This is a genomic window from Brevibacillus sp. SAFN-007a (assembly GCF_051967035.1).
Lineage (GTDB): Bacteria > Bacillota > Bacilli > Brevibacillales > Brevibacillaceae > Brevibacillus.
In genome coordinates this window covers 43630-65495 of record NZ_JBQCKK010000007.1, presented here as the reverse complement: position 1 = coordinate 65495, position 21866 = coordinate 43630, and the positions used below count along the sequence as shown (strand labels likewise).

General features: G+C 56.5%; 22 protein-coding genes. 18 read left to right on the top strand and 4 right to left on the bottom strand.

The features are described from left to right. Nucleotides 1–14 precede the first annotated feature (14 nt). Nucleotides 15–815, top strand: a complete 801-nt coding sequence (locus ACTHO6_RS10525; protein ID WP_440241493.1) for an SDR family oxidoreductase — start codon at nucleotides 15–17, stop codon at nucleotides 813–815. Between the two features lie 301 nt (nucleotides 816–1116). After that, on the top strand, nucleotides 1117–2451 hold the full coding sequence (locus tag ACTHO6_RS10520; protein ID WP_440241492.1) for a hypothetical protein: 1335 nt from the start codon (nucleotides 1117–1119) through the stop codon (nucleotides 2449–2451). Between the two features lie 24 nt (nucleotides 2452–2475). On the opposite strand, the gene ACTHO6_RS10515 is transcribed toward ACTHO6_RS10520, so the two are convergent. Both ACTHO6_RS10515 and ACTHO6_RS10510 read right to left on the bottom strand, forming a co-directional pair. Continuing rightward, nucleotides 2476–2883 (bottom strand): hypothetical protein, encoded by a 408-nt coding sequence (locus tag ACTHO6_RS10515; protein WP_440241491.1) that lies wholly within the window; start codon nucleotides 2881–2883, stop codon nucleotides 2476–2478. 9 nt (nucleotides 2884–2892) lie between these two features. After that, nucleotides 2893–3408, bottom strand: coding sequence for a hypothetical protein (locus tag ACTHO6_RS10510; protein WP_440241490.1), 516 nt, complete (start codon nucleotides 3406–3408; stop codon nucleotides 2893–2895). A 193-nt stretch (nucleotides 3409–3601) separates the two neighbouring features. Here ACTHO6_RS10510 and ACTHO6_RS10505 point away from each other — a divergent pair, with 193 nt between their 5' ends. The 6 genes from ACTHO6_RS10505 (at nucleotide 3602) to ACTHO6_RS10480 (ending at nucleotide 11168) form a co-directional block, all read left to right on the top strand. After that, a complete protein-coding gene (locus ACTHO6_RS10505) occupies nucleotides 3602–4948 on the top strand; it encodes an NAD(P)-dependent oxidoreductase (protein ID WP_440241489.1) in 1347 nt (448 codons plus the stop codon). A gap of 103 nt (nucleotides 4949–5051) precedes the next feature. Continuing rightward, the gene (preA, locus tag ACTHO6_RS10500; RefSeq protein WP_440241488.1) at nucleotides 5052–6329 is read left to right on the top strand and encodes an NAD-dependent dihydropyrimidine dehydrogenase subunit PreA; all 1278 of its coding nucleotides are present in this window, start codon (nucleotides 5052–5054) and stop codon (nucleotides 6327–6329) included. Between the two features lie 101 nt (nucleotides 6330–6430). Next, nucleotides 6431–7816 (top strand): dihydropyrimidinase, encoded by a 1386-nt coding sequence (hydA, locus tag ACTHO6_RS10495; RefSeq protein WP_440241487.1) that lies wholly within the window; start codon nucleotides 6431–6433, stop codon nucleotides 7814–7816. Between the two features lie 33 nt (nucleotides 7817–7849). Beyond that, nucleotides 7850–8740, top strand: coding sequence for a nitrilase-related carbon-nitrogen hydrolase (locus tag ACTHO6_RS10490; RefSeq protein WP_440241486.1), 891 nt, complete (start codon nucleotides 7850–7852; stop codon nucleotides 8738–8740). Nucleotides 8741–8836: 96 nt separating this feature from the next. Beyond that, nucleotides 8837–9349 (top strand): hypothetical protein, encoded by a 513-nt coding sequence (locus ACTHO6_RS10485; protein ID WP_440241485.1) that lies wholly within the window; start codon nucleotides 8837–8839, stop codon nucleotides 9347–9349. A gap of 106 nt (nucleotides 9350–9455) precedes the next feature. After that, entirely contained in the window at nucleotides 9456–11168 is a 1713-nt protein-coding gene (locus ACTHO6_RS10480) for a methyl-accepting chemotaxis protein (RefSeq protein WP_440241484.1), read from the top strand. Nucleotides 11169–11245: 77 nt separating this feature from the next. Here the strand turns inward: ACTHO6_RS10480 and ACTHO6_RS10475 are convergent, their stop codons facing one another. After that, nucleotides 11246–12736: an NCS1 family nucleobase:cation symporter-1 gene (locus ACTHO6_RS10475; protein WP_440241483.1), complete on the bottom strand. Its 1491-nt coding sequence runs from the start codon at nucleotides 12734–12736 to the stop codon at nucleotides 11246–11248. A gap of 171 nt (nucleotides 12737–12907) precedes the next feature. Then, nucleotides 12908–14671, bottom strand: a complete 1764-nt coding sequence (locus ACTHO6_RS10470; protein WP_440241482.1) for a UbiD family decarboxylase — start codon at nucleotides 14669–14671, stop codon at nucleotides 12908–12910. A 188-nt stretch (nucleotides 14672–14859) separates the two neighbouring features. Between ACTHO6_RS10470 and ACTHO6_RS10465 the strand changes: the two genes are divergently transcribed. The 10 genes from ACTHO6_RS10465 (at nucleotide 14860) to ACTHO6_RS10420 (ending at nucleotide 21864) form a co-directional block, all read left to right on the top strand. Then, nucleotides 14860–15507 (top strand): GNAT family N-acetyltransferase, encoded by a 648-nt coding sequence (locus tag ACTHO6_RS10465; protein ID WP_440241481.1) that lies wholly within the window; start codon nucleotides 14860–14862, stop codon nucleotides 15505–15507. Between the two features lie 36 nt (nucleotides 15508–15543). Next, complete coding sequence (locus ACTHO6_RS10460) at nucleotides 15544–15963, top strand: DUF3054 domain-containing protein (protein ID WP_440241480.1); 420 nt, start codon at nucleotides 15544–15546, stop codon at nucleotides 15961–15963. A 57-nt stretch (nucleotides 15964–16020) separates the two neighbouring features. Next, nucleotides 16021–16152, top strand: a complete 132-nt coding sequence (locus ACTHO6_RS10455) for a hypothetical protein (RefSeq protein ID WP_440241479.1) — start codon at nucleotides 16021–16023, stop codon at nucleotides 16150–16152. Nucleotides 16153–16270: 118 nt separating this feature from the next. After that, the gene (locus tag ACTHO6_RS10450) at nucleotides 16271–16627 is read left to right on the top strand and encodes a hypothetical protein (protein ID WP_440241478.1); all 357 of its coding nucleotides are present in this window, start codon (nucleotides 16271–16273) and stop codon (nucleotides 16625–16627) included. Further along, nucleotides 16617–17246: a thiamine phosphate synthase gene (locus ACTHO6_RS10445; RefSeq protein ID WP_440241477.1), complete on the top strand. Its 630-nt coding sequence runs from the start codon at nucleotides 16617–16619 to the stop codon at nucleotides 17244–17246. The genes ACTHO6_RS10450 and ACTHO6_RS10445 overlap by 11 nt, the downstream gene beginning before the upstream one ends. After that, a complete protein-coding gene (gene thiE, locus ACTHO6_RS10440) occupies nucleotides 17243–17935 on the top strand; it encodes a thiamine phosphate synthase (protein WP_440241476.1) in 693 nt (230 codons plus the stop codon). Before ACTHO6_RS10445 ends, thiE begins: the two co-directional genes overlap by 4 nt. A 59-nt stretch (nucleotides 17936–17994) precedes the next feature. Then, nucleotides 17995–18903, top strand: a complete 909-nt coding sequence (locus ACTHO6_RS10435; protein WP_440241475.1) for a hypothetical protein — start codon at nucleotides 17995–17997, stop codon at nucleotides 18901–18903. An 89-nt stretch (nucleotides 18904–18992) separates the two neighbouring features. Then, a complete protein-coding gene (locus ACTHO6_RS10430; protein WP_440241474.1) occupies nucleotides 18993–19271 on the top strand; it encodes an antibiotic biosynthesis monooxygenase family protein in 279 nt (92 codons plus the stop codon). Nucleotides 19272–19520: 249 nt separating this feature from the next. Next, entirely contained in the window at nucleotides 19521–21059 is a 1539-nt protein-coding gene (locus tag ACTHO6_RS10425) for a two-component system sensor histidine kinase NtrB (RefSeq protein WP_440241473.1), read from the top strand. Between the two features lie 304 nt (nucleotides 21060–21363). Continuing rightward, on the top strand, nucleotides 21364–21864 hold the full coding sequence (locus tag ACTHO6_RS10420; protein WP_440241472.1) for a hypothetical protein: 501 nt from the start codon (nucleotides 21364–21366) through the stop codon (nucleotides 21862–21864). The last annotated feature ends 2 nt before the right edge of the window (nucleotides 21865–21866 follow it).

Sequence of the window (21866 nt, the reverse complement as noted above, 5' to 3'; positions counted from 1 at the left end):
GAGGTATACCTGCATTGACTAGATTGCAAGGGAAAATTGCCATTGTCACAGGCGCGAGCCGTCCGGGCGGAATTGGGGCTGCGATCTGCCGGGCATTGGCGAACGAAGGTGCCAGCCTGTTTTTTACGCACCTGCATGCCTACGATCAGGAAATGAATCCACAAGATGCGGATAAGAGCTGGCCCGATTTTTTTGCAGCAGAACTGCGGCAATCAGGCGTGCAGGCTGCCCATATGAAAGTGGACCTGACCGTACGAAATGCCGCGTCGGAATTGTTGGAGGAAGTGCAAAAAACGATGGGGCTGCCGACGATCCTCGTCAACAATGCCGCCTATAGCGTCGAGGCCGATTTCCGTCAAATCAATGAGGAGCTGATCGACGCTCATTGTGCGTGTAACATCAGGGGGACCTTCATGCTGTCCGTGGAATTCGCACGCTTGCTTGAGGCGGAGAAAAACGCCCGTTCCTCAAACCGCGCGCTCGGCGGACGAATCATCAACCTTACTTCCGGCCAGGGGAAAGGCCCGATGCCCGGCAACCTTGCCTATGCCGCGACAAAAGGGGCCATCTCCGCTTTTACGGAATCACTTGCCGCAGAGCTGGCCCCGCTGCACATGACGGTGAATGCCGTCGATCCCGGTCCTACCGATTCCGGCTGGATGTCGGAAGAAGTGAAAAAGGTACTGCTGCCGCACTTCCCGATGGGTCGAATCGGGCTTCCCGAAGATGCGGCGCGTCTGATCGCTTTTCTGGCAAGCGACGAGTCCCAATGGATTACCGGTCAAATCATTCATTCGAGAGGCGGCTTTTTCTAAACGTCCGGAGGAGGCACCGAAGCAAGGGGACAAAAGCCGCCCCCCTATATCGGGAACAGGAGGATGAGCCTTGTCCGGGTCAACCAATGGTCGGAGCTGACCCCAAACAGTGGAAAAAGCAGTTCGCTGGCACAGACGGAGCGAACTGCTTTTCTGCATGAGACAAACGCCGCGTTTTTGTTGAACAGGAAGGGATTGACACATAGTAAGCACAGGTGATATGGTAGAGGACAATATATCCTAGTTAATAAATAGGAATAGTATTATTACAGCGAAGCTTGATGGATAAGGAGGAACGATCATGCGTAAAACAACCAAGTGGCTTCCGCTCTCTACTACAGCGGCACTTATCACCGCGCTGGTTTTCCCGGTGACAGCAGGAGCAGCGGCAGCGAATCCGCCAGTTGCCGTCCTGGCCAAAGAAGCGGCCAGCGTATCGGCTCAGGCGGAGTACGGCAGCTATCTGTTGCAGCAATACGGCATCTCGCTGGACAAGGCGGTGACGCGCGGGCAGTTTTCCCAGGCACTCGCCAAGGTGGTCGCCGCTACCCAACGTATAACGGAAACAGAAGCGAGCGCCAAGGGCTACGTTCCAAAAGCGCAGGCGCAAGCGACGAAAATCGCAGCCTGGGAAGCGATCAGTGCGGCTGTGAAGGCAGCCGACTTGGCCGAGCTGGCGTACACGTACAGCGAGGACAAAGTGGCGGCGTCCCTGAAAGCGGCGGGCATTGCCTACCAAAAGGATGGAGCGCTCTCCCGGCAGGCGGCACAGGACATAGCGGTTGCCCTTGACACCGGGCTTGTGTCCGCAAGCACGCTGGCCGCGATCCAGGCAGACGGGGACACGACCGGAGAGCTGGCTGTCCAACTGTTGGGGAAAGTCGTGGAGTTTCACGGCGACTACAAAAACTACCTGGGCAGCGTGCAAGACGCGGACATTTACGGCAAGCTCGCGCAAGCCTGGAGCGAATCGTCGATTATCAAGGCAGGAGAGCTGCAAGAGATCTTCGATACGGGCCTCAAGCAAAACCTGATTACCGGCTACAACGTAAAGGACGCTGCCTTCGATCCGCACTTTGATCCGGAGCGCACCATTACTTACGGACACAGCGATATCGCCCACGCCATTCAACTGATTGGCCTGTTGAAAAGCGAAGGCATCGACGCCAAAGTCCAGTTCGAGCCGAAGACATCCGCCTTCCTCTATTTGAAGGAGTGGGGCGAGCCGACCCAGTCAGATGACTACCAGGTCGTGCAGATCGAAAACGGCAATTTTATCGCCTACGCGAAAGAATACGACCTGAGCTTCGAATTTGCGAGCAAGGCCGAGAAGGAGCGCTTCCAGCCATTGGTGCTGAAATACGCGAAAAGAAATCAGGAAGACGTGACCGGACTCTTGAAAGCTTCCTGGTGGCAGCCGCTCTACCACTCGCGCACGGAACTGGCCGACTATCCGGTCATTACGAACAATGTCATCAAGGAAGGCCGCTACATTGTCCAGTCGTTCTCCTTGAACGAAGAATCGCCAAAAGTGGTGGCGGGCCTGAAAAAGCTGAACGACAAGCTGAACGTGGAGACGTACAAGTTTTGGGTGGACCAGCCTTTCTTCAACTATCTTCACGGTGAATCGAAATAGGTCTGAAATAGGTCTGCAGGTCGGTCATTCGCTTTGCCCGCTTTCTTTTTCCGCCAAATACGCGCGCATGCCGCGCACGAATAGCTCCCGGACCACCTCTTGCTGCGTTTTGCTGCTGACGAGCGCACGGATTTGCTCCAGCTCCGCAACCAGTTCGGAATCGAGGTGGAGGTTGACCGTCTTTCCTTTGGAGCGCGGGTGGACTTCCCCGTGCCCGGCGGTCTGGCGGATGTGTCCGTCCAAAATGGCGCGCGGATCAAGCTGCGTCGGGTCTGGAAGGTAGAGGCAGGGCGCTTCCAAAATAATATGGGTCAGTGCTTCGCTAAAGCGGATGGCGAGGGGCTGCCCCTTTTTTTTGTGAAAATCGCGAATTTGTCGGGACAATTCCTGATTGTCCACGGTATTTTCCAGCATGATGACGGCCAGTTCCATAATGCCTCCTTACGGGAGAAACAAATCTTCTTCCGGTACCGCCAGCACGACCTCTCCTGTAGTCTCCCATTGGACTTGATAGAAAAAGCGAAGGTCACGACGCGAAACAGCGGTGACCAAGGCCCAGTCTGCACGCTCGCGGGATTGGCGGAGCCGCACGCGGTCCAACACTTCGTACGCGGGGGCGAGAAACCCTTTTTCGTACAAAAAGGCCAACACCGTCTCGCGCGGATACAGAAACCGTTTGTTCCCCTGTTTGCCCGCCAGAAGCGGAAATGTTTCCCGTTCGTCCACGCCTTCGCCCAGGCAGCCGCGATCCGACCAGCGCTTGATGGTGGCCATGCTGCCGATGCGAACCTGCTTTTGCTCCAGAAGCTGGAGAATTTCCCGCGAGGACATGTAGGCTTTGCGCTGTTCCAGCTGCTCGTGATAGCGTTGCTGCTCTTCTTCCAGTTCTTCCAGCAGCGCGGTAAGCTGGGCGAGATGTTGCTTGACCTGGGCGATTTGGCGGGCGTAGTCCTTCATTGCGGACAGACTCCTTTGTCGACGTGGTTTACGGTAAGCCTATTCGGGCATGAAATCATTCATGACTGCCTACGGCGATTGATTTCGCGATGAACATAGGGGGAATCGGACATGAAACAATCATAAATCGACGCTGCCGTACATTGATTAATAGCAAGCATCTTATTCGAGCTGGCAAGGAGGCTGTGTATGGATGAGCGTCCCGAATGACCTGCAAAACAACTTCAGCGAAGTGGTAAGCGCCTTAAAGCCGAAGGAAGCGATCGAGGAAGCGAATCGCTGTCTGTACTGCTACGACGCGCCCTGTATCAAGGCTTGTCCCACGTCGATTGACATTCCGTCGTTCATTCGCAAGATCGCCACAGGCAATCTGCTCGGCTCTGCGAGAACGATCATGGAATCCAATCCGGTGGGGGCAAGCTGCGCGCGCGTCTGCCCGACGGAAGAGCTGTGCGAGGGAGCCTGTGTACTCAATCACGCCTCCAAACCGATACTGATCGGGCTATTGCAACGCCATGCGACAGACTGGGCGATCCGCAACAATGCGGCCTTGTTTCAAAAAGGCGAGCCGAACGGCAAGCGGGTGGCGATTATCGGTGCGGGACCAGCCGGGCTGTCGGCGGCGCGAGAGCTTGCCCGGCTCGGCTACGAGGTCACGATCTACGAGGCAAAGGAAAAAGCAGGCGGGCTGAACACATACGGCATCGTGTCTTTCCGGTTGCCGCAGGAAATATCGCTCTGGGAGGTCGAGCAGGTCGAGGCATTGGGCGTGACGATCAAGACGAACACGCGGGTCGGCGTCGACATCATGCCAGACGAACTGGTTGCCACCTACGATTCGGTCCTGCTGGCTGTGGGCATGGGCGACGTCCCTTCCTTGCGCATTCCAGGCGAAGAGCTGGACGGGGTATTAGATGCAATTGCCTTGGTGGAGAATACCAAGACCAAGCCGCTGACTACGGACATGGTCGGCAAAAAAGTAGTCGTGATTGGCGCGGGAAACACAGCGATTGACGCCGCAACCTGTTCGAAGCGGCTGGGGGCGGATAATGTGCAGATTCTGTACCGCAGAACGGTGCAGGAAATGAGCTGCTACCAGTTCGAATACGAGTTCGCCAAGCAGGACGGCGTGGAGTTTCGCTGGCTCGTGGCGCCGACGCGCGTTTTGGGGAATCAAGGACGCGTGACAGGACTGGAGCTGATCCGGATGGAGCTGGGAGAACCGGATGCCAAAGGCAGAAAACGTCCGGTGCCGATCCCGGGCAGCGAGTTTTTCATCGAGGTGGACTTTGTCGTCAAGGCGATTGGACAAAACCGCCATCTGTCCTTGATCGAGCAGTTTGGTTTGCAGCATCAAAACGGCATCGTCAGCGTCGAGGACGGCACCTACCGGACTTCGCATCCGAAGGTGTTTGCCGCAGGGGACGTGATTTTTGGCGGAGGCAAGACGGACGCGATGGTCGTAGACGCCGCCAATCACGGAAAACGTGCCGCTCATGCCATCGACAAGGCGATCCGCGACCAGAAGCAGCCTGTCTAAAGAAATGGTAGTAAGAATATTCTGTAAAATATCCAGAAGCTTTTTCGACTAGCGCAGGGGAGTAGGACGAGTCTAGCAGCCAAAAAGATGGAGGAGAAAAATCATGGCCGATCTTTCTATCAATCTAGCGGGGATCAAATCCCCGAACCCGTTCTGGCTGGCATCTGCGCCACCGACGAATTCGGGCTATCAGGTTCAGCGTGCTTTCGAGGCTGGCTGGGGCGGAGCTGTCTGGAAAACGCTCGGGGAGCCGATCATCAACGTCACGTCGCGGTTTGCCGGACTGACTTTTGGCGGGCAGCGGGTATTCGGGTTCAACAATATCGAGCTGATTACGGACAAACCGCTGGAAGTCAATCTGAAGGAAATGGAGGAGACGAAGAAGCGGTTTCCCAAGCATACGCTGATCGCCTCGCTCATGGTCGAGCACAAGCAGGAGGCGTGGCATGAGATCGTCAAAAAAGTGGAGGCGATCGGCGTCGACGGGCTGGAGCTGAACTTCGGCTGTCCGCACGGCATGGCGGAGCGGGGCATGGGCTCGGCGGTAGGGCAGCACCCCGATCTGATTCGCCAGCAGGTCGAATGGGTAAAAGAAGTGGCCCAGACGCCTGTTATCGTCAAGCTTACCCCGAACATTACCGATATTCGCTTTACCGCCAGGGCGGCTACGGCAGGCGGAGCCGACGCGATCAGCATGATTAATACGATCAACAGCCTGATGGGGGTAGACCTGGACAAGTGGCTGCCGATCCCGCACGTGGACGGAAAAGGCGCGCATGGCGGCTATTGCGGACCGGCGGTGAAGCCGATTGCCCTGAACATGGTCGCCGAGTGCGCCCGCGATCCGTTTGTCGGCGTGCCGATTTCCGGCATCGGAGGCATTTCCAACTGGCGGGATGCCGTCGAGTTTTTGCTGATGGGAGCGACTGGCGTGCAGGTATGCACCGCCGCGATGCACCACGGCTTTCGGATCGTCGAGGACATGATCGACGGCTTGAACAACTACCTCGACCAGCGCCAAATCGCCTCGGTCATGGACATTGTCGGCAAGGCTGTACACACGTATTCGGACTGGGGCCATTTGAACCTGAACTACAAGGTGGTCGCCCGCATCCACGAAGAAACCTGTATCAACTGCAACAAATGCCATATCGCCTGCGAAGACACGTCGCACCAATGCATTGATATTACAAAGGACGCCGCAACGGGCAAGGAACGGCTCGTGGTGCGCGAGGAAGACTGCGTCGGCTGCAACCTGTGCTCGATCGTCTGTCCGGTAGAAGGAACGATCGAGATGGTGGAGATTCCTACGGGCAAGCCGCCGCTCTCCTGGAATCAGCGCCAGGCCGCCTTGGCGAGCGGGGGCAGCGCCGAGGCGTGAGAAAGCGGGGGAGTGGCATGAAGGGGACATCCGCGGCATAGCATGTACAGGAATGTGGGTTGTCTCATTTCGGCACGGCAGGGAAAGGAGCGAGGAAGGGCATGAAAAAATGGATTCGCAACGGCACGATTGTGACGGCGGCAGACACGTATCAGGCGGACGTGCTGATCGACGGCGAAAAGATAGTCGCCATAGGCGCGGACCTGCAAGTCGCAGATGCGGAGGTCGTTGACGCAACCGGTTGCTACGTGCTTCCGGGCGGGATCGATCCGCACACGCATCTCGATATGCCGTTTGGCGGCACCGTGACGTCCGACAACTTTTTTACAGGCACAAAGGCAGCCGCATTCGGCGGGACGACGAGCATCGTAGACTTTTGCCTGACCAGCAAAGGCGATTCGCTCCACTCCGCGATTGCGACCTGGCACGAAAAAGCGAGAGGCAAAGCCGTCATCGACTACGGCTTTCACCTGATGGTGTCCGATGCCAACGACCAGGTGCTGGAAGAACTGGAATCGGTCGTGAACAACGAAGGGATCACGTCACTCAAAGTGTTCATGGCGTACAAAAACGTGCTGATGGCCGACGACGAAACCTTGTTCAAGACGCTGATCCGCGCCAAGGAGCTTGGGGCTTTGGTCCAGGTGCACGCCGAAAACGGAGATGTGCTGGATTACTTGACCAAGCAGGCGCTTGCGCAAGGGAATACCGACCCGATCTACCACGCCTACACCCGGCCGCCGGAAGCGGAAGGCGAGGCGACGGGACGCGCCATTGCGCTTACGGCGCTGGCGGATGCCCAGCTGTACGTCGTGCACGTGTCCTGCGCCGATGCCGTACGCCGGATCGCCGAGGCGCGCGAAAAAGGCTGGAACGTCTACGGCGAAACATGTCCGCAATATTTGGTGCTGGATATCACCGCGCTGGAAAAGCCGGATTTCGAAGGGGCGAAATACGTCTGGTCCCCGCCGTTGCGAGAAAAGTGGAATCAGGACGTGCTGTGGAGCGCCCTGAAAAACGGGATTTTGCAAACGGTCGGCTCCGACCACTGCCCGTTCAACTTTTCCGGGCAAAAAGAGCTGGGCCGCGGCGATTTCACGAAGATTCCAAATGGCGGCCCGATCATCGAGGATCGCATGACCATCCTCTTTTCCGAGGGCGTGCGCAAAGGCAAAATCAGCCTGAATCAATTCGTGGACATCACCTCCACCAAGGTCGCCAAGCTGTTCGGCATGTTCCCGCAAAAAGGCACGATTGCGGTTGGCTCCGATGCGGACATCGTCTTGTTCGATCCGGCTGTGCAGCGGACGATCTCGGTGGAGACGCACCATATGAATGTGGACTACAACCCGTTTGAAGGCATGCAGGTTTACGGCGATGTCATCTCCGTGCTGTCCCGCGGCGCGTTCGTCGTCCGCAACAAGCAGTTCGTTGGCCATGCGGGGGCGGGCCGCTACGTGAAACGGTCGACATTTGCCAGACCATAGCCATAGGCAAAAGGCTGGGGGAGGAGATGCAAGATGGCGGATAAAGTGACGATCGGGCTGATTCAGGCCAAACATGACGTGCACGGCGACGAGCCGGTGCACCTTCACAAGGAAAAGGCGATCGAAAAGCATGTGAAAATGGTGCGGGAGGCTGCCGGCAAAGGGGCGCAGATCATCTGTCTGCAAGAAATTTTTTACGGCCCTTATTTTTGCGCGGAACAAAGCCCGAAATGGTATGAATCGGCGGAAGAAGTGCCAAATGGCCCGACTGTGCAGCAGTTTTCCGCGCTGGCCAGGGAACTTGGAACCGTGCTGATTTTGCCCGTGTACGAAAAGGTCGGCATCGGCACCTATTACAATACGGCGGCCGTCATTGATGCAGACGGCGCGTACCTGGGCAAATACCGCAAACAGCATATCCCGCATGTCGGCGTGGGCAGCAGCGGCTGCGGTTTTTGGGAAAAGTATTACTTCAAGCCGGGAAACCTGGGCTACCCGGTGTTCGATACGGCTTTCGCCAAAGTCGGCGTATACATCTGCTACGACCGCCACTTCCCGGAAGGGGCGCGGCTGCTTGGCCTGGGCGGCGCCGAAATCGTCTTCAATCCTTCCGCCACCGTCGCCGGTCTGTCCGAGTATTTGTGGAAGCTCGAACAGCCCGCACACGCGGTGGCAAACGGCTACTACGTCGCCGCGATTAACCGCGTCGGAACGGAAGCGCCGTGGAACATGGGGGAATTTTACGGACAGTCGTACCTGGTCGATCCGCGCGGGCAGTTTGTCGCGGTCGGCAATCGCGACCAGGACGAGGTAATTGTGGCGGACATGAACCGCGAAACGATCCGCGACGTGCGGAATACGTGGCAATTTTATCGAGATCGTCGCCCGGAGACGTACGACGATATGGTCAGATTGCTGCCGTAAAACAAGGAGAGGGAGGCGTAGGGCATGCGTCTTCCTTCTTTTTCGCATTCTGGCAAGACTTTGATTCGCGAAAACGCCAAAAAGGAGCGGCCAGCAATGAAGCAGACGGTGTATCGGGGAGTGGAGTACGAAGAAGCGCTGCGGGTAGTCAGGGCGCAGCGCTACGAACGGGCAGAACGCCGCCGGTTTACCAATGGAGCCAGCGCCAAGGCTGTGTTTGGCTCCGGCGTGTACCTGGTAAGCCATCCGGTTGTCGCTGCACAGTATGCGATCTGTCACGCGGAAACCATCGGGGACAAAGCCGCCGTGCTCAAGCAGCAGCTGACATTGCCGGGGCTGTTCTGGCTGGACGAGCGCTACGGCGAAAATGAGCTTAGGAGCGAGGCGCTACGACACAGACACTCGACAGAAGCGCTGGAGCGGCGCGCGGCCGAGCTGTCGCACGAGGAATGGCTGGAATGGACCGGGGACGAGGTGCGGGCCTGGTTGCTTGCCTGTGGCTACCGGGGCATTCGCTACCGGATCAGCCCGGAGCTGACTTATTATGTTTGTTATGAGCCTGACGCGCAAATTAAGGAGATCTCCCTACTCGCTGTCCTCGAATCGTGAGAATTCACCCAAGACTATCGACGGATTCGTCGGAGTTTGGTAAGATTAGACAATATTTGAGGTTTTTCAACTATCTACTTTGGACACGGGAGGATTTTCTACAGCAATGAACCTACTACGTAACCTCAGTACCAGAGCCAAAATGTTCAGTTTGATCGTCTTGATGGCGGTCTTCTTGTGTGGCGTCGGAATGACAGGGTTTTACCATGTGAAAATATCCGGCGAGCGAATGCAGGCCATGTATGAGGAGCAACTGCTTCCCGTAAAGTGGATCAACGACTGGCGGCAAGATATGCAGGCGATTGACGGGCTGGTCTACAAAATGATTCTCGCTCCGACCCCGGTTGCCCTCGCCCAGTACAAGACCGAGCTGGATCAGCGAATGGCTTCTGCGGACAGGACGTTCCAGTTCCTCCAGGACTCTCGCCTGGACGAAACGGAGCAAGAGCGCGTCAAGAAGCTGAAAGAGCTTCTGGATCGGTACAGCAAGGACCAGAGCAAGGTGATCCAGCTACTCAAGCAAAATCAGACCGATGAGGCGTACGCGTACTACCGGGGCACAGACCAAACGCTCAGCCTGATTAATCAGGAGCAACTGGATTGGGCGAACTACAAGTCTTCCCAGGCGAGTGCGATTCAACAGGAAAACGCGGCAGATTCGGAAAAAGCGGGGCTGCTTTTGCTCGGCGTCGGGGGAGCCTCGATTGTCCTGGCATGCGCACTCGGCTTTTTGATTTCCCGGCTGATTTCCGACCCGCTGCGGGTTGTCGCCAGCCGCATGGCAGATTTGGCCCAAGGGAATCTGGCGGTGGCTCCTGTCGCTTACCTGGCCAAAGACGAGGTCGGCAGGCTCGGGGTTGCTTTCAATGAGCTGGTCGTCAACTTCCGCTCCTTGATCGAACAGGTAAAAGTCGCGGGAGAAGAGGTTGCAGCTTCCTCCGAGCAGTTGTCGGCAAGCGTGGCGCAAACGGTGCGGGCAACCGAGCAGGCGATAGGAAGCGTCGAGCAGATTGCGGCATCGGCCGAGGTGCAGACCCAGCGCATGCGGGAAAGCGTGCGTGTTATGGAGGAAATGTCCATCGCGATTCAACGGATTGCGGATACATCCGGCGCCGTGTCGGAAGCGTCGGCGGTGGCTGCGGATGATGCCCAGCAAGGGAACAGCAGGATTCAACAGGCGGTCGCGCAGATCGATTCGCTTGCCCAAGGCGTGAATCACGCGGCAGACCTCGTCCAGCAGCTCGGCGTCCGTTCGGAAGCGATCGGGCAAATTGTCGATGTCATTACGGGCATCGCCTCCCAGACCAATCTGCTGGCGCTGAATGCGGCGATTGAGGCCGCGCGGGCTGGAGAGCAGGGCCGTGGATTTGCCGTCGTGGCGGATGAGGTTCGCAAACTGGCGGAACAATCCGAGGAGTCGGCGCGAGAAATCGCCCGCCTGATCGGAGAAATCCAGCAAGAAACGGCGCAGGTCGTCTCTGTCATGCTGGCAGGGACCGAAGAGGCGAAAAGAGGGGCGGCCGCCGTTCAGGAGGCGGGAGAAACCTTCCAGCGCATCGTGGTATCCTCCCGGGATGTGGCAGGACAAATCCAGGAGGTCTCGGCAGCTACCGAGCAAATGTCCGCGAGCGTGCAGCAGGTTGCTTCCGCCATGGACGAGATGAACAGGCTGTCGGAGGAATCGGCCGTCCATACGCAATCCGTCTCCGCCGGAGCAGAGGAGCAGCTCGCTGCGATGCAGGAAATTGCCCGCTCCAGCAACAATTTGAACGAGCTGTCCCACGAATTGCAGGAATCGATCAGCCAATTCAAATGGTAGTGTGCTTTTTTGCAGCCACAAGCAAAAGACTGGCAACCGTACAGGGTGCCAGTCTTTTTTTGGCGCGGAGTCGGATTTCAGGAAGCGTGCGCCTCCTTTTCCTGGGCAGTAATCTGGTCGTACGCTTTTTGGCTCATGATCGAAGCGTCGTTTTTCATCATCCAGGTGTAGATCGCAAGCGAAATCAGCAGTCCGATCGTCCAGGCGTTATCCCAAATGATATGGAGACCGGGGATGTACTTGCTGACAAACGGAATCGCAATCCCGATCAGCATGGCCCAGATCGCGCGCATGTTAAAGCCTGTTTTGTAGGCGTACATGCCGTTCGGTTTGTACAGCTCGGTCAGGTGAATGCGCCGTTTGCGCACGAGCCAGTAGTCCGCGATGGCAATTCCGTCAATCGGGCCGAGCAGCGCGCCATACGTACCGAGCCAGAGAAAAATGTAGTTGCCGAAGTTTTCGAGGATATACCATGGCTGCATCAGCAAGGAGACGACACCGGCGATAATCGCTCCGGATTCGTAGGAGAGGCGGCGTGGCGCGAGGTTTTCCACGGCGCGGGCGGGGGCGACGATGTTGGCCGCCACGTTGGTTGTCAGCGTGGCGAGGATGATGCCGAGCGTGCCGAGGAAGATGGCGAATGGCGAGAACTTGGCCAGTACGGCTGCCGGGTCCCACAGCGCTTCTCCGTAGATGACAACGGTAGCGGAAGCGACGGCGACCCCGATAAAGGAGAAGAAGCCCATGGTCGTCGGCAAGGAAGAGGATTGGCCGATGATTTGCGCTTTTTGGCTTTTCGCGTAGCGACAGAAGTCAGGAATATTGAGCGCCATGGTTGCCCAGAAGGCGATGGCTCCTGTCAGGGCCGGGAAAAAGACCTGTAAAAATTCGCCGGTAGAAGTGAATCGAGACGGAGCCGATAACATCGGTCCCCAGCCGCCCGCTTTGGTCAGCGCCCAGACGAGCAAGGCCAGGCTCATGATAATCAGAATCGGCGCCGCCCAGGCTTCCATCTTCTTGATGGCTTCCGGACCGCGATAGGCTACCCATACGTTCAACAGCCAAAAGCCGAAGAAGGCGATCCACAGATGACCAGGGACACTGGCCCAATCTGTCACCGACATGAGCAGCGTGTCGATGGCGGCACCGCCGAACCAACAGTTGATGCCAAACCAGCCAGCTCCGATCAGGCCGCGGGCGACGGCTGGGATGTGGGCGCCCTTGGAGCCGAACCAGAGTCGGGCGAACACAGGATAGGGGATGCCGAATTTCGTCCCGGCATGGGAGTTGAGGAGAATAGGAATAAGGACAATACAGTTTCCGAGAATAATCGTCAAAATCGCCTGCCACCAGCTCATTCCCAACGAGATCAACCCGGCTGCCATCGCGTATGTGGGAAGACAGATCGACATCCCGATCCAAAGGCTGGCAAAGTTGTACGCGGTCCAGGAATGCTCCGCTTTGGTGGTCGGTCGCAGCCCTTCATTATTGAGCGGGCTGTCCTTGATCTGGTCTTCCCCTTCTTTTGTCAGGGTGACAATTCCGTTAGAGTCCGCCTGCGTCTTCATTTCGTTCCTCCTTTTTTGACAAAATCACCGGTATTCAGACAATCGCCCCAGGTTGTCTTGAATACAAGGTGTAACATTATATGGGAGGACAGAAGCCCTGAGTACAGCTTTTTCCCGGACAAAAAAAGAACGTCCGGAACGATCCGTTCCAGACGTATGCAGGGGGCGATGCTATGCTTTTGGAAAATATTCGTTCCAGCGTTTGTCGACCAAAGCCGAAATTTCCGGAAGCGTCTCTACTTCATCCGGATAGAAAGGCTTCATCCGCGCATCGACAACCAGCGGCCCTTCGTAGCGGATTTTGTTGCGGACAATCGTCGATTTGGCATACAGATCGTGGGCCGGATCGAAACGAGTGAACACGGTCCACAGGAAGCTGCTTTGCTGCTCGGCGATCGCGGCATCATCCACAATGCAGATCATCGGCCAGTCCGCGAGATTTTCGTTGAGATAGGGCAGCAGCTCCTCGCCCAGCTCCGGTCTTTCGCTGAAGCTTGGCCCGGAAATGACGAGACATCCGGGGCAAAACGCGCGAATGTCGGTCATGCTCGGAATGCCATGGCCCTGATACGCCCGCGGCAGCTCCCGCACTGGGTCGCCGATGCCGAGCATGATTCCTTTGGAGCCGTGGTTCAGCTTCCGACCGGTATAGTCCAACGTATCGTTCGACGTGTCGTTGACGATCAACAGGTCGCGTTCCGGCTGGAAGCGAGCCAGGACGATTTCAAGAAAATGCTTGAAATTGCCCAGGTCGCACGGCACATCGCTCACCATCAAAAACTTCGTCAACGTCAGCTGGCCTTCTCCCATGATGCGGAAAGCATGCGCCATGGCTTCTTTATAGTAGCTTTCGCGCACAATCGCGCCGGCGAGCGCGTGGAAGCCTGTCTCGCCATACGTCCAGAGCGCTTTGACACCCGGCATGACGACAGGGAAGAGAGGCGACAGCAGCCGCTGCAAGTATTCCCCGATGTAATAGTCCTCCTGACGCGGCTTCCCGACGACGGTGGCCGGATAGATGGCGTCTTTGCGGTGCCACATCTGCTTCACGTTGAACACCGGGAAGTCGTGCTCCCAGGAGTAGTAGCCGAAGTGATCGCCAAAAGGCCCCTCCGGGCGTCTGATGTGCGGAGGAACTTCTCCCGCGAACACAAATTCGGCTTCCGCGACGATCCGGTGCGGATGGTTCGGTACCTCCGTCATTTTCAGCTTGTCGCCCATCAAGAGCGAAGCGAAAACCAGCTCCGGCACCATTTCCGGCAGTGGAGCAATGGCGGAGACGATCAGGGCAGGCGGGCCGCCGATCGTAAGGGTAACAGGCAGCGGCTGGTTCCGTTTTTCGGCTTCATGATAGTGGAATCCGCCGCCTTTTTGGATTTGCCAGTGCATGCCCGTCGTGTTTTTGTCGTAAATCTGGATGCGGTACATGCCCAGGTTGTGCTCTTTTGTCTCCGGGTGCTCTGTATAAACCAGCGGCAAGGTGACGAACGGGCCGCCATCCAGGTGCCAACTGGTCAGGGCAGGTAGCTTGGTCATGTCGACATCGGTGGTTGAAATTTGCGTCACCGGCGCTTGCGAGGCAGACACGGTTTTGGTGCCTGTGCGCATGACTTCCAGCAGCGGCTCGCGCAGCTCCCACAAGCCGGAAAGCTTTGGCGGCAACAGCTTGTCCATCCCGTGCACCAGGCTGCGGACGACAGCTTCGGGCTTTGGCCCGAACGCCATGTCGACCCGCTCTACGGTCCCGAACAGATTCGTGACCACGGGAAACGATTTTCCTTTGACATTGGTGAAAAGCAGAACGGGTCCGCCCTCTGCAATGACTCTGCGATGAATCTCCGCCAGCTCCAGATAGGGATCGACTGGTGCGTCGATTTCCACGACTTGTCCGGCGCGGCGCAATTGTTCGATGAACGAACGAAGGTTCGCGTGCATCTGTAGATACCTCCACATCCCCGTAATTCCCTTTTAACTGTACACGAACAAAGGCGATGAAGCTACCTTTTTATCGGGTGGGGTGTTGATGCTTCTTGACAGCGGCTTCCTCCCCCTTTATCATAGGAAAAATTTCGCGAAACTGTATGGCGCGGGCAGCCGGGCAGTACAGTATAGGAGAGACGACGATGCGAACAATCGAGCCTGTCACCTTGGAAGGAAAGCGGGTCAGACTGGAGCCGCTGCGTCTGGCGCATGCGGACGGAATTTTTGCTGCGGGGGCTTTTCCGTCAATCTGGTCGTACATGTCGGTGGAGATTCAGACGCGCGAAGACGCGCAAGCGTTTATTGAGCAGGCGATGCAAAACGAAGCGGAGCAAACCGAGCTGCCCTTTGCCATCGTCAACCGCGGGGACGGGCAGGTCATCGGCAGCACGCGGTTTCTCGCCATTTCCCGCAAAGATCGCGGACTGGAAATCGGGTTTACGTGGCTGACCCCCGCCGTCTGGAAAACGGCTGTCAACACCGAGTGCAAATGGCTCTTGCTGCGCCACTGCTTCGAAGAGCTTGGCTGCATTCGCGTCCAGTTGAAAACCGATGCGCGCAACCTCAACTCCCAGCGCGCCATCGCCCGCATCGGCGCCATTCGCGAGGGCGTGCTCCGCAATCATATGGTGATGCGGGACGGATTCATTCGCGATTCGGTTACTTTCAGCATCCTCGACAGGGAGTGGCCGGAGGTGAAGCAGCGGCTGGAAATGTTGCTGTTTGGTGAAGAAAGGGGCGGGGCGATTGTAGGTCCAACCCTTCCTGTGTACAATAGGGATGAACCTTGAGGAATACCTCAGTTGCGTGTAGAAAAGAGGGTGTACATGAGACTCCGCATCTTGCCAGCCGGCTGCGTCCTGTTTGCCGGGGATCTGGTCGCCTTTTTGCTGTTTGTCTACTATGGAAAGCTGGCGCACAACTTGCCAGTCACACTTTTGGGAATAGGCGAGACGCTGGCTCCGTTTTTGATCGGCTGGATCATCGCCATCCTCGTGTTTCGCACCTATGCAGAACGTGCCTACTCGTCCTGGGGGCGGCAACTGCTCACCATGCTGTTCACGTGGACGCTGGCAGCTCCGATTGGCTTATTGATCCGTTCCTGGTGGACGGGCGTGCCGATCACGCTCATTTTTGCCGGCGTGACCTACTTCGTGACGTTGGCCTTTCTGCTTGGCTGGCGTCTGCCTTTTGCGCTTGCCCATGCGCTGTGGAAACGAGCCCGGCATCAGACCGTTCACGAATAAACCGTGCCAAACGGGTTACGCTATCCTGTGGGCAAATGACCACAGGAGGTGAATCCGATGAGCAAAAACAACAACAGCAAGGACTTGGGGAAAAACCGCGGGAAAACGCTCGATCACAACGATCAGAACACGAACCTGCGCCAATCTCACCACAATGACCGTAACGAAGGTACCGCCAAAGACCGCTGAGCTTTCAGCGGTTTTTTTCTGCTTTTCACAAGCCAGGCCCGCGCAGCAAATGCTTCGATTCCAGACGAGTTGTGTTATAATGGTTTTGTTTTTCAAGCGAGTGGAGGGGAAAAACCGTATGACGGAACCGATGCATGACGTACAGCCGGTGACCATGTCGTCACAGGCGTTTTTGATTTTGTGCCGACTCTACGACGGATGCTATGACGAGCTGAAGCAAAACGAGCAGCTTCGCGAGCTGGTCGAATCCATCGGAGATCGGCTTTTGGCCGGAGTGGAGACGCTGGAGAAACAAGCGACCAAGCCCAAAACGATTACCTTTCCACTGACGGTGCAGCAAGCGTTTTTCGTGCGGAGACTGGTCGCGGAATTGCTCGCGCAAGCGCCTGCCGAAAAAGACGACAAGACGACGCAATGGTTGCAGGAATGCTTGACAGCGTTGGCCGGGGACGGTGCCAATACAGATGCGCAGTAGCCGGGAGCTTCACGTCATCACGAACGGCAGACAAACGCTCGAAGAGGTGCTGCGGATGGCCGAGGCGGCCTATGCCGGAGGGATGGATTACCTGCATATTCGCGAAAAGCAGCGAACGGCCAGGGAGTGTATGGACTGGGTTCGGGCTTTGGCGAATGTGGTTCCGCTCGCAAGTCTATTGGTCAACGATCGGGTCGATGTGAGTGTCGCCTCAGGTTGTGCAGGCGCCCATCTTGCTTACCACAGCCTGGAGGTTGGCGACGCCCGGCAGGTATTGCGGCGGGAACAAAAAGTAGGTCGCTCCGTTCATTCCTTTGCGGAAGCCGAGCAGGCAGTGGCAGCAGGGGCAGACTATTTGATGTACGGACATATTTTTCCGAGCGGCTCGAAGCCGAACCTCGCGCCCAGAGGGACGGGCGAACTGATGAAAATAACGGCGGCGTGGGCCATTCCTGTGATCGGATTGGGCGGGATTACGCCGGAGCGGACTCGTGAGGTGCTCGCCGCAGGCTGCGCGGGAATTGCCGTGCTATCGGGAATCACCGATGCAAAAGATGTGAAGGCAGCCGCTATGGCGTATCGCGCGGCATTGGATCATTGGGAGGGGAATGGAAAATGAAAGACAGGCAAACACTTCGAGATAAGATGGGCGTTTACTTCGTGATTGGCACCCAGGACTGCGGATTTTCCAGCGAAAAGACCATCGAGATCGTTCGCGAGGCGCTTGCGGGCGGAGTCGGTACCGTGCAACTGCGTGACAAAGGCAGCAAGCTGACGCCTGAAGAGCGTCATGAGCTGGGGCGGCAGCTCCAAAAGCTGTGCCGCGAATCGCAAGCATTGTTTTTCGTCAATGACGATGTGGAGCTGGCGGTTCGCTTGCAGGCGGACGGGGTCCACGTCGGACAGGATGACATGCAATTGTCCGAGGTGAGAGCCAAAGTAGGCGAAGCCATGTACATCGGCGTGTCGACAGGGACGGTGGAGGAAGCGCTCGCGGCTAAAAAAGGCGGAGCGGACTGCATCGGCGTAGGCGCGATGTTCGCCACTTCCTCGAAGGCGGATGCGGGCGAGCCGATTGGACCCGAGGGACTTCGCGCCATCCGCGAGGCTGTCGGCAGCGACTTGCCGATCGTGGGCATCGGCGGGATCACGCTTGAGAATGCAGAGCAGGTGCTACGCGCGGGAGCCGATGGCGTCGCCGTCATCAGCGCGATCAGCCGGGCCGACTCGCCCGGGAAAGCAGCGGGAGACTTGCTGCGGATTGTACGATCGATCCGGCACGGACAAAGAGAGAAATACATATGGTAGGGTAATATTACTCATTCATGAAGGAACCCGATACTGGCGACCAAAAGGAGGTGGAACCGATGAAAAATCGGATTTACCGGATCGGATACGAATGGGTCAGCAAACGAGAATTGCTTGAACGTCTGTACATGAACGACTGCATCCTGATCGAGCACAAGCGGCTCCAGCCGCCCCCGGACGATCAGGATACCGAATTGCCGCCGGAAAAAGAAATCCATGCTGTCCTGATTCGCAGTCAGCGACGCCCAGGCGAATGGGTGACGTTTAACGGGCTGTACGAGATCCAAACCCGTGAACCGATTCCGTGGATTGATTCTCCGCTGGAGTACCACCAGTTCGGAACGGAGCTGATTCCGGGCAATATCCGCCGGGAAAAGGCGCCCCAGGGCCGGATTCCGGCGAGAACGAAGCTGCAGATTGCGGCTGTTCGCCAGGATACCGTTTTTGTGACCGTGCCCGGACATCCTTCCCGGCGCTACGAGATGTCCTTGGCTCATGCGCGCTTTGCCAAAGATTTCCCTACCGAACTGGAAATCAAGCTGCAAGTGTATGCGTTTCCACCGCGCCATGACATCTTCGTCGACTGGCTTTTGAAGGAAGGGCGGAAATCGGGAATCATCACACGACCGAATCAGGAGAGAGTGGAGCGATCCGCTTTTCAGGTATGGGATGACTTGCGCCAGGAGTACGGACTCAGCGTCAGCGCGGCACTGCTTGCGATCAAGCAGGCGCTGATCGTGCTGGACCGGGCAGGCGTAGAAACCGACTTTCCTTATCCGGTCCAGGAGCGCTCGGACCTTTCCTTGTTCAGCGAGACGGAGCGCGATGCTTTTTACTCGTACCAATCTGTGCGCTGCGCCATGGCGGCTGTCGCCGCGCTTTTGACGGTCGATCCCAAGGACCCGTTGCAGGACACCTTGTTGATGGAAATTATGCTGGAGCAGCAGCTCAACCGCAGGCGTGACTGAAGCGTCTGCGGTTTTTGGTTTTTGGCTGTGGCGTGTATAATGGAAGGGTAACCCATTCAGAAAGGACGTGGACAAGCATGTACGTATCCATGAACAGATTGAAAGTTCCTGCCGATTACCAGTCTCACCTCGAACGCGCTTTTGCCGGCGGCGGCGAGCGGATGAAAGAAGTGCCAGGGTTCCTGGAGTTTCTCTTCCTCGCCCCGACAGAAGGCGATGAGTACATCGTCTTTACCAAATGGACGGATGAACAAGCCTTCCAAAACTGGACGCAAAGCGAGGCGTTCAAGCGCGCTCATGCCGGGACGAACCAGAACAGTCCGGTCAAGTCCGACTTACGTAATTACATCGTGAAGGCTCATTCCTAAGAAAATAAAGAAGCATTTGTCGTTGCGGGGCAAATGCTTTTTCGTAATCGTTGAACAATAAATGATTTTTTTACCAAACATCGGCTTGATCGTGATAGGATAGAAGGAGAGAAGAAAGCGGTTTCAAACGGTGTTCTGGCAGGACACGCTGCTTTACATCATGTCGGTTTTGTGTCCATAATAGAGTCACTATCATACATATTGGAAGGAAGGTCTCAATGAAGCAAGAAGAAAAGGAGTCAGAGCGTTTTGAAAAATCGAATAAGTAAGTATCTTACTCATTTGGCCCCTGCAGCGGTGGCCAAAACGTTTTCTTTTCTTTCTGATAAACACGACTACTCTGCTTCGCTTCTGGGAGACCGCACACAAACTGAGGCTTTGCTCGTCCACCTGCTCGTTCGCTGGGCGGAAGTTCTGGAAACCGATCATCCGACAGCTTCTGAACAAGAAATGAACGAAATCGTTTACAAATGTTTGCTTCAAGGATTGAATCTTGCGACGCTGGTGCAGTGCCTGCGGGTGTGCCGGGACAGCATTATCGAGCAGATGAATCACGACACGGCCATGCTGGCGCAAAGTGAAGCGGAGCAGCTTGAGCTTTTACGAGGACAATACGCGTTTTTTCAGGCGATGGATCAGCTGATTGCCCAAGTAGTGGGCGTGTACAGCCAGACGAGTCGTCCGCCGCATCCCCGGCAAGCTGCGAGCGCGGCTCTGGAGCGGGTGCCAGGGGAACAAATTGCCTCGCTTGCCGAGCAGGAACTGGTCCAGCTGGTGCTGCATTCGAGCGACATCGCCGTTTTGATGATTGATCGCACGCTGAAAATCATCGAAGCCAACCAGGCGCTGTGCCAGCTGTTTGGCGTCGAACGCGAACAAATTATCGGCCAAAACATTGACGAAGCATTCCGGCCGCACGAGAGTGAAAGGTTCGTCCAATGGGTGGTCGAACGCGGACAGTCAGGCCATTACATGGCAGAATACCGTGCGAAGTGGACGACAGTCAGCACCAGTCCGATTTTTTACAGGGGCGAAATGTGGGGAGCGATTGCCGTTTTTCGCAATATTACCGAGAGCAAACGATACGAGGAAGAGTTGAACAGGCGCGAAGCATTGGCGGCCGTGGGACAGTTGGCCGCAGGGATGGCGCACGAAATCCGCAATCCGCTTACTTCGATCAAAGGCTTTATTCAGCTGCTGCGTGAGCAGGGAGAGGCGGGGCGCAGCGAGTCCTACTTTTCCGTCATTTTGACGGAGATTGAACGCATTGACGGGTTGCTGAACGACGTGCTGGTTTTGGCCCGGTACAGGGATGACAAAATCGTGGCCGAACGCTTTCTCGTGCTGGATGAGCTGTTTGGGGTCATTCGTTTGCTGGAGCCAGAAGCCAACCGCAGGGGGATCAGGCTGGAGTTGGACATCACCCCTGGCGAATGGTACGTGTTCGGCTACCGTTCCCGCATCAAGCAGGCGATCCTGAACATCATGAAAAACGCGTTTGAAGCTTTGCTGACCCAGGGCAGCGTGGTGCGTGTCACCGTCTATGCCTCGATCAGCCAGGTCGTCATCGTCGTGGAGGACAACGGACCGGGCCTGAGTCCTGCTTGTCTGGAAAATCTCTTCGTGCCTTTTTATACGACCAAGCAAGAGGGCACGGGACTCGGCTTGTCCACGACCCAGCGAATCATCGCGGATCACGGTGGCGAAATTTTTGCGGACAACTCCCCGAGACTGAATGGAGCGCGCTTCGAAATTCGCTTGCCCCTTTCTCCTTCTGCCAGCTCGTAAAGCAGTCTGGCCAACAAGACGGATGGAACGATCCGTCTTGTTTTTTTTGCCAATGACTGGGTACTGGTAACAGGTACGTTTATGAATCGGCTTCCGCTGAAAAACAACGGGATCTGGCAATCTGCATCCGCCAAAAGACATGGTGATACGGTGCCTGATGCGTCCGATGTAGGTGTGAAGTCCTTTTTCGCGAAAAAGTTGCACGGCTTTTGAATCAATCTGCTTGTAAATTGTTGTCAAACGGTGTCGTTTGGTGGAATAATTTACAAAAAGACTGAACGGAGTTGAAATACGAGTGATCCGGATGTTGCATAAAAACGAAAAGAGGTGGAGCTACTGGGAAGCGTGGTATGATGAAACAGACCGTCTGTATGCCGTCCATTACGGTCAGGTTGGCGAGATCGGCGACCATTATGCGATCGTCGCCGAGCAAATCGAAGGGAAGCCGCCGCATGTGTTGCAAATGTGGGCGGATGAAATGAAGGAAAAAGGCTATGCAGAGCTTGCGGAGGAGGAGTGGCGGAAGCTGGTGGTGAGTTTTCGCCACCTGTCGGAAGCAGACGTAGAGATGCGGTATGCCATTGAGCAACTGCTGGATGAATGCCTCGGCAAAACCGGAAACGGGCACAGTGACGGAGGCGATGACAGCCAGGAAGCGCTAGCCGTCTTTTGCCGCGTGATCGACGTCGAAAAAGCAGTCGCCGCCGTCCAGGAAGCCATGTCTGCCGCCCGATTGCAGGAGGGGCTGGCGATCTCGGTTGTCCGGGACGACGGCACGCGTGTCTCACTCTATCCTTCTGCCTGAGT

Excerpts from the sequence above, each read along its gene's own strand:
- ACTHO6_RS10520 (WP_440241492.1), top strand. The coding sequence starts at position 1,117 with ATGCGTAAAACAACCAAGTGGCTTCCGCTCTCTACTACAGCGGCACTT.
- ACTHO6_RS10515 (WP_440241491.1), bottom strand. The coding sequence starts at position 2,883 with ATGGAACTGGCCGTCATCATGCTGGAAAATACCGTGGACAATCAGGAA.
- ACTHO6_RS10510 (WP_440241490.1), bottom strand. The coding sequence starts at position 3,408 with ATGAAGGACTACGCCCGCCAAATCGCCCAGGTCAAGCAACATCTCGCC.
- ACTHO6_RS10505 (WP_440241489.1), top strand. The coding sequence starts at position 3,602 with ATGAGCGTCCCGAATGACCTGCAAAACAACTTCAGCGAAGTGGTAAGC.
- preA (WP_440241488.1), top strand. The coding sequence starts at position 5,052 with ATGGCCGATCTTTCTATCAATCTAGCGGGGATCAAATCCCCGAACCCG.
- hydA (WP_440241487.1), top strand. The coding sequence starts at position 6,431 with ATGAAAAAATGGATTCGCAACGGCACGATTGTGACGGCGGCAGACACG.
- ACTHO6_RS10490 (WP_440241486.1), top strand. The coding sequence starts at position 7,850 with ATGGCGGATAAAGTGACGATCGGGCTGATTCAGGCCAAACATGACGTG.
- ACTHO6_RS10485 (WP_440241485.1), top strand. The coding sequence starts at position 8,837 with ATGAAGCAGACGGTGTATCGGGGAGTGGAGTACGAAGAAGCGCTGCGG.
- ACTHO6_RS10480 (WP_440241484.1), top strand. The coding sequence starts at position 9,456 with ATGAACCTACTACGTAACCTCAGTACCAGAGCCAAAATGTTCAGTTTG.
- ACTHO6_RS10475 (WP_440241483.1), bottom strand. The coding sequence starts at position 12,736 with ATGAAGACGCAGGCGGACTCTAACGGAATTGTCACCCTGACAAAAGAA.
- ACTHO6_RS10470 (WP_440241482.1), bottom strand. The coding sequence starts at position 14,671 with ATGCACGCGAACCTTCGTTCGTTCATCGAACAATTGCGCCGCGCCGGA.
- ACTHO6_RS10465 (WP_440241481.1), top strand. The coding sequence starts at position 14,860 with ATGCGAACAATCGAGCCTGTCACCTTGGAAGGAAAGCGGGTCAGACTG.
- ACTHO6_RS10460 (WP_440241480.1), top strand. The coding sequence starts at position 15,544 with ATGAGACTCCGCATCTTGCCAGCCGGCTGCGTCCTGTTTGCCGGGGAT.
- ACTHO6_RS10455 (WP_440241479.1), top strand. The coding sequence starts at position 16,021 with ATGAGCAAAAACAACAACAGCAAGGACTTGGGGAAAAACCGCGGGAAA.
- ACTHO6_RS10450 (WP_440241478.1), top strand. The coding sequence starts at position 16,271 with ATGACGGAACCGATGCATGACGTACAGCCGGTGACCATGTCGTCACAG.
- ACTHO6_RS10445 (WP_440241477.1), top strand. The coding sequence starts at position 16,617 with ATGCGCAGTAGCCGGGAGCTTCACGTCATCACGAACGGCAGACAAACG.
- thiE (WP_440241476.1), top strand. The coding sequence starts at position 17,243 with ATGAAAGACAGGCAAACACTTCGAGATAAGATGGGCGTTTACTTCGTG.
- ACTHO6_RS10435 (WP_440241475.1), top strand. The coding sequence starts at position 17,995 with ATGAAAAATCGGATTTACCGGATCGGATACGAATGGGTCAGCAAACGA.
- ACTHO6_RS10430 (WP_440241474.1), top strand. The coding sequence starts at position 18,993 with ATGAACAGATTGAAAGTTCCTGCCGATTACCAGTCTCACCTCGAACGC.
- ACTHO6_RS10420 (WP_440241472.1), top strand. The coding sequence starts at position 21,364 with ATGTTGCATAAAAACGAAAAGAGGTGGAGCTACTGGGAAGCGTGGTAT.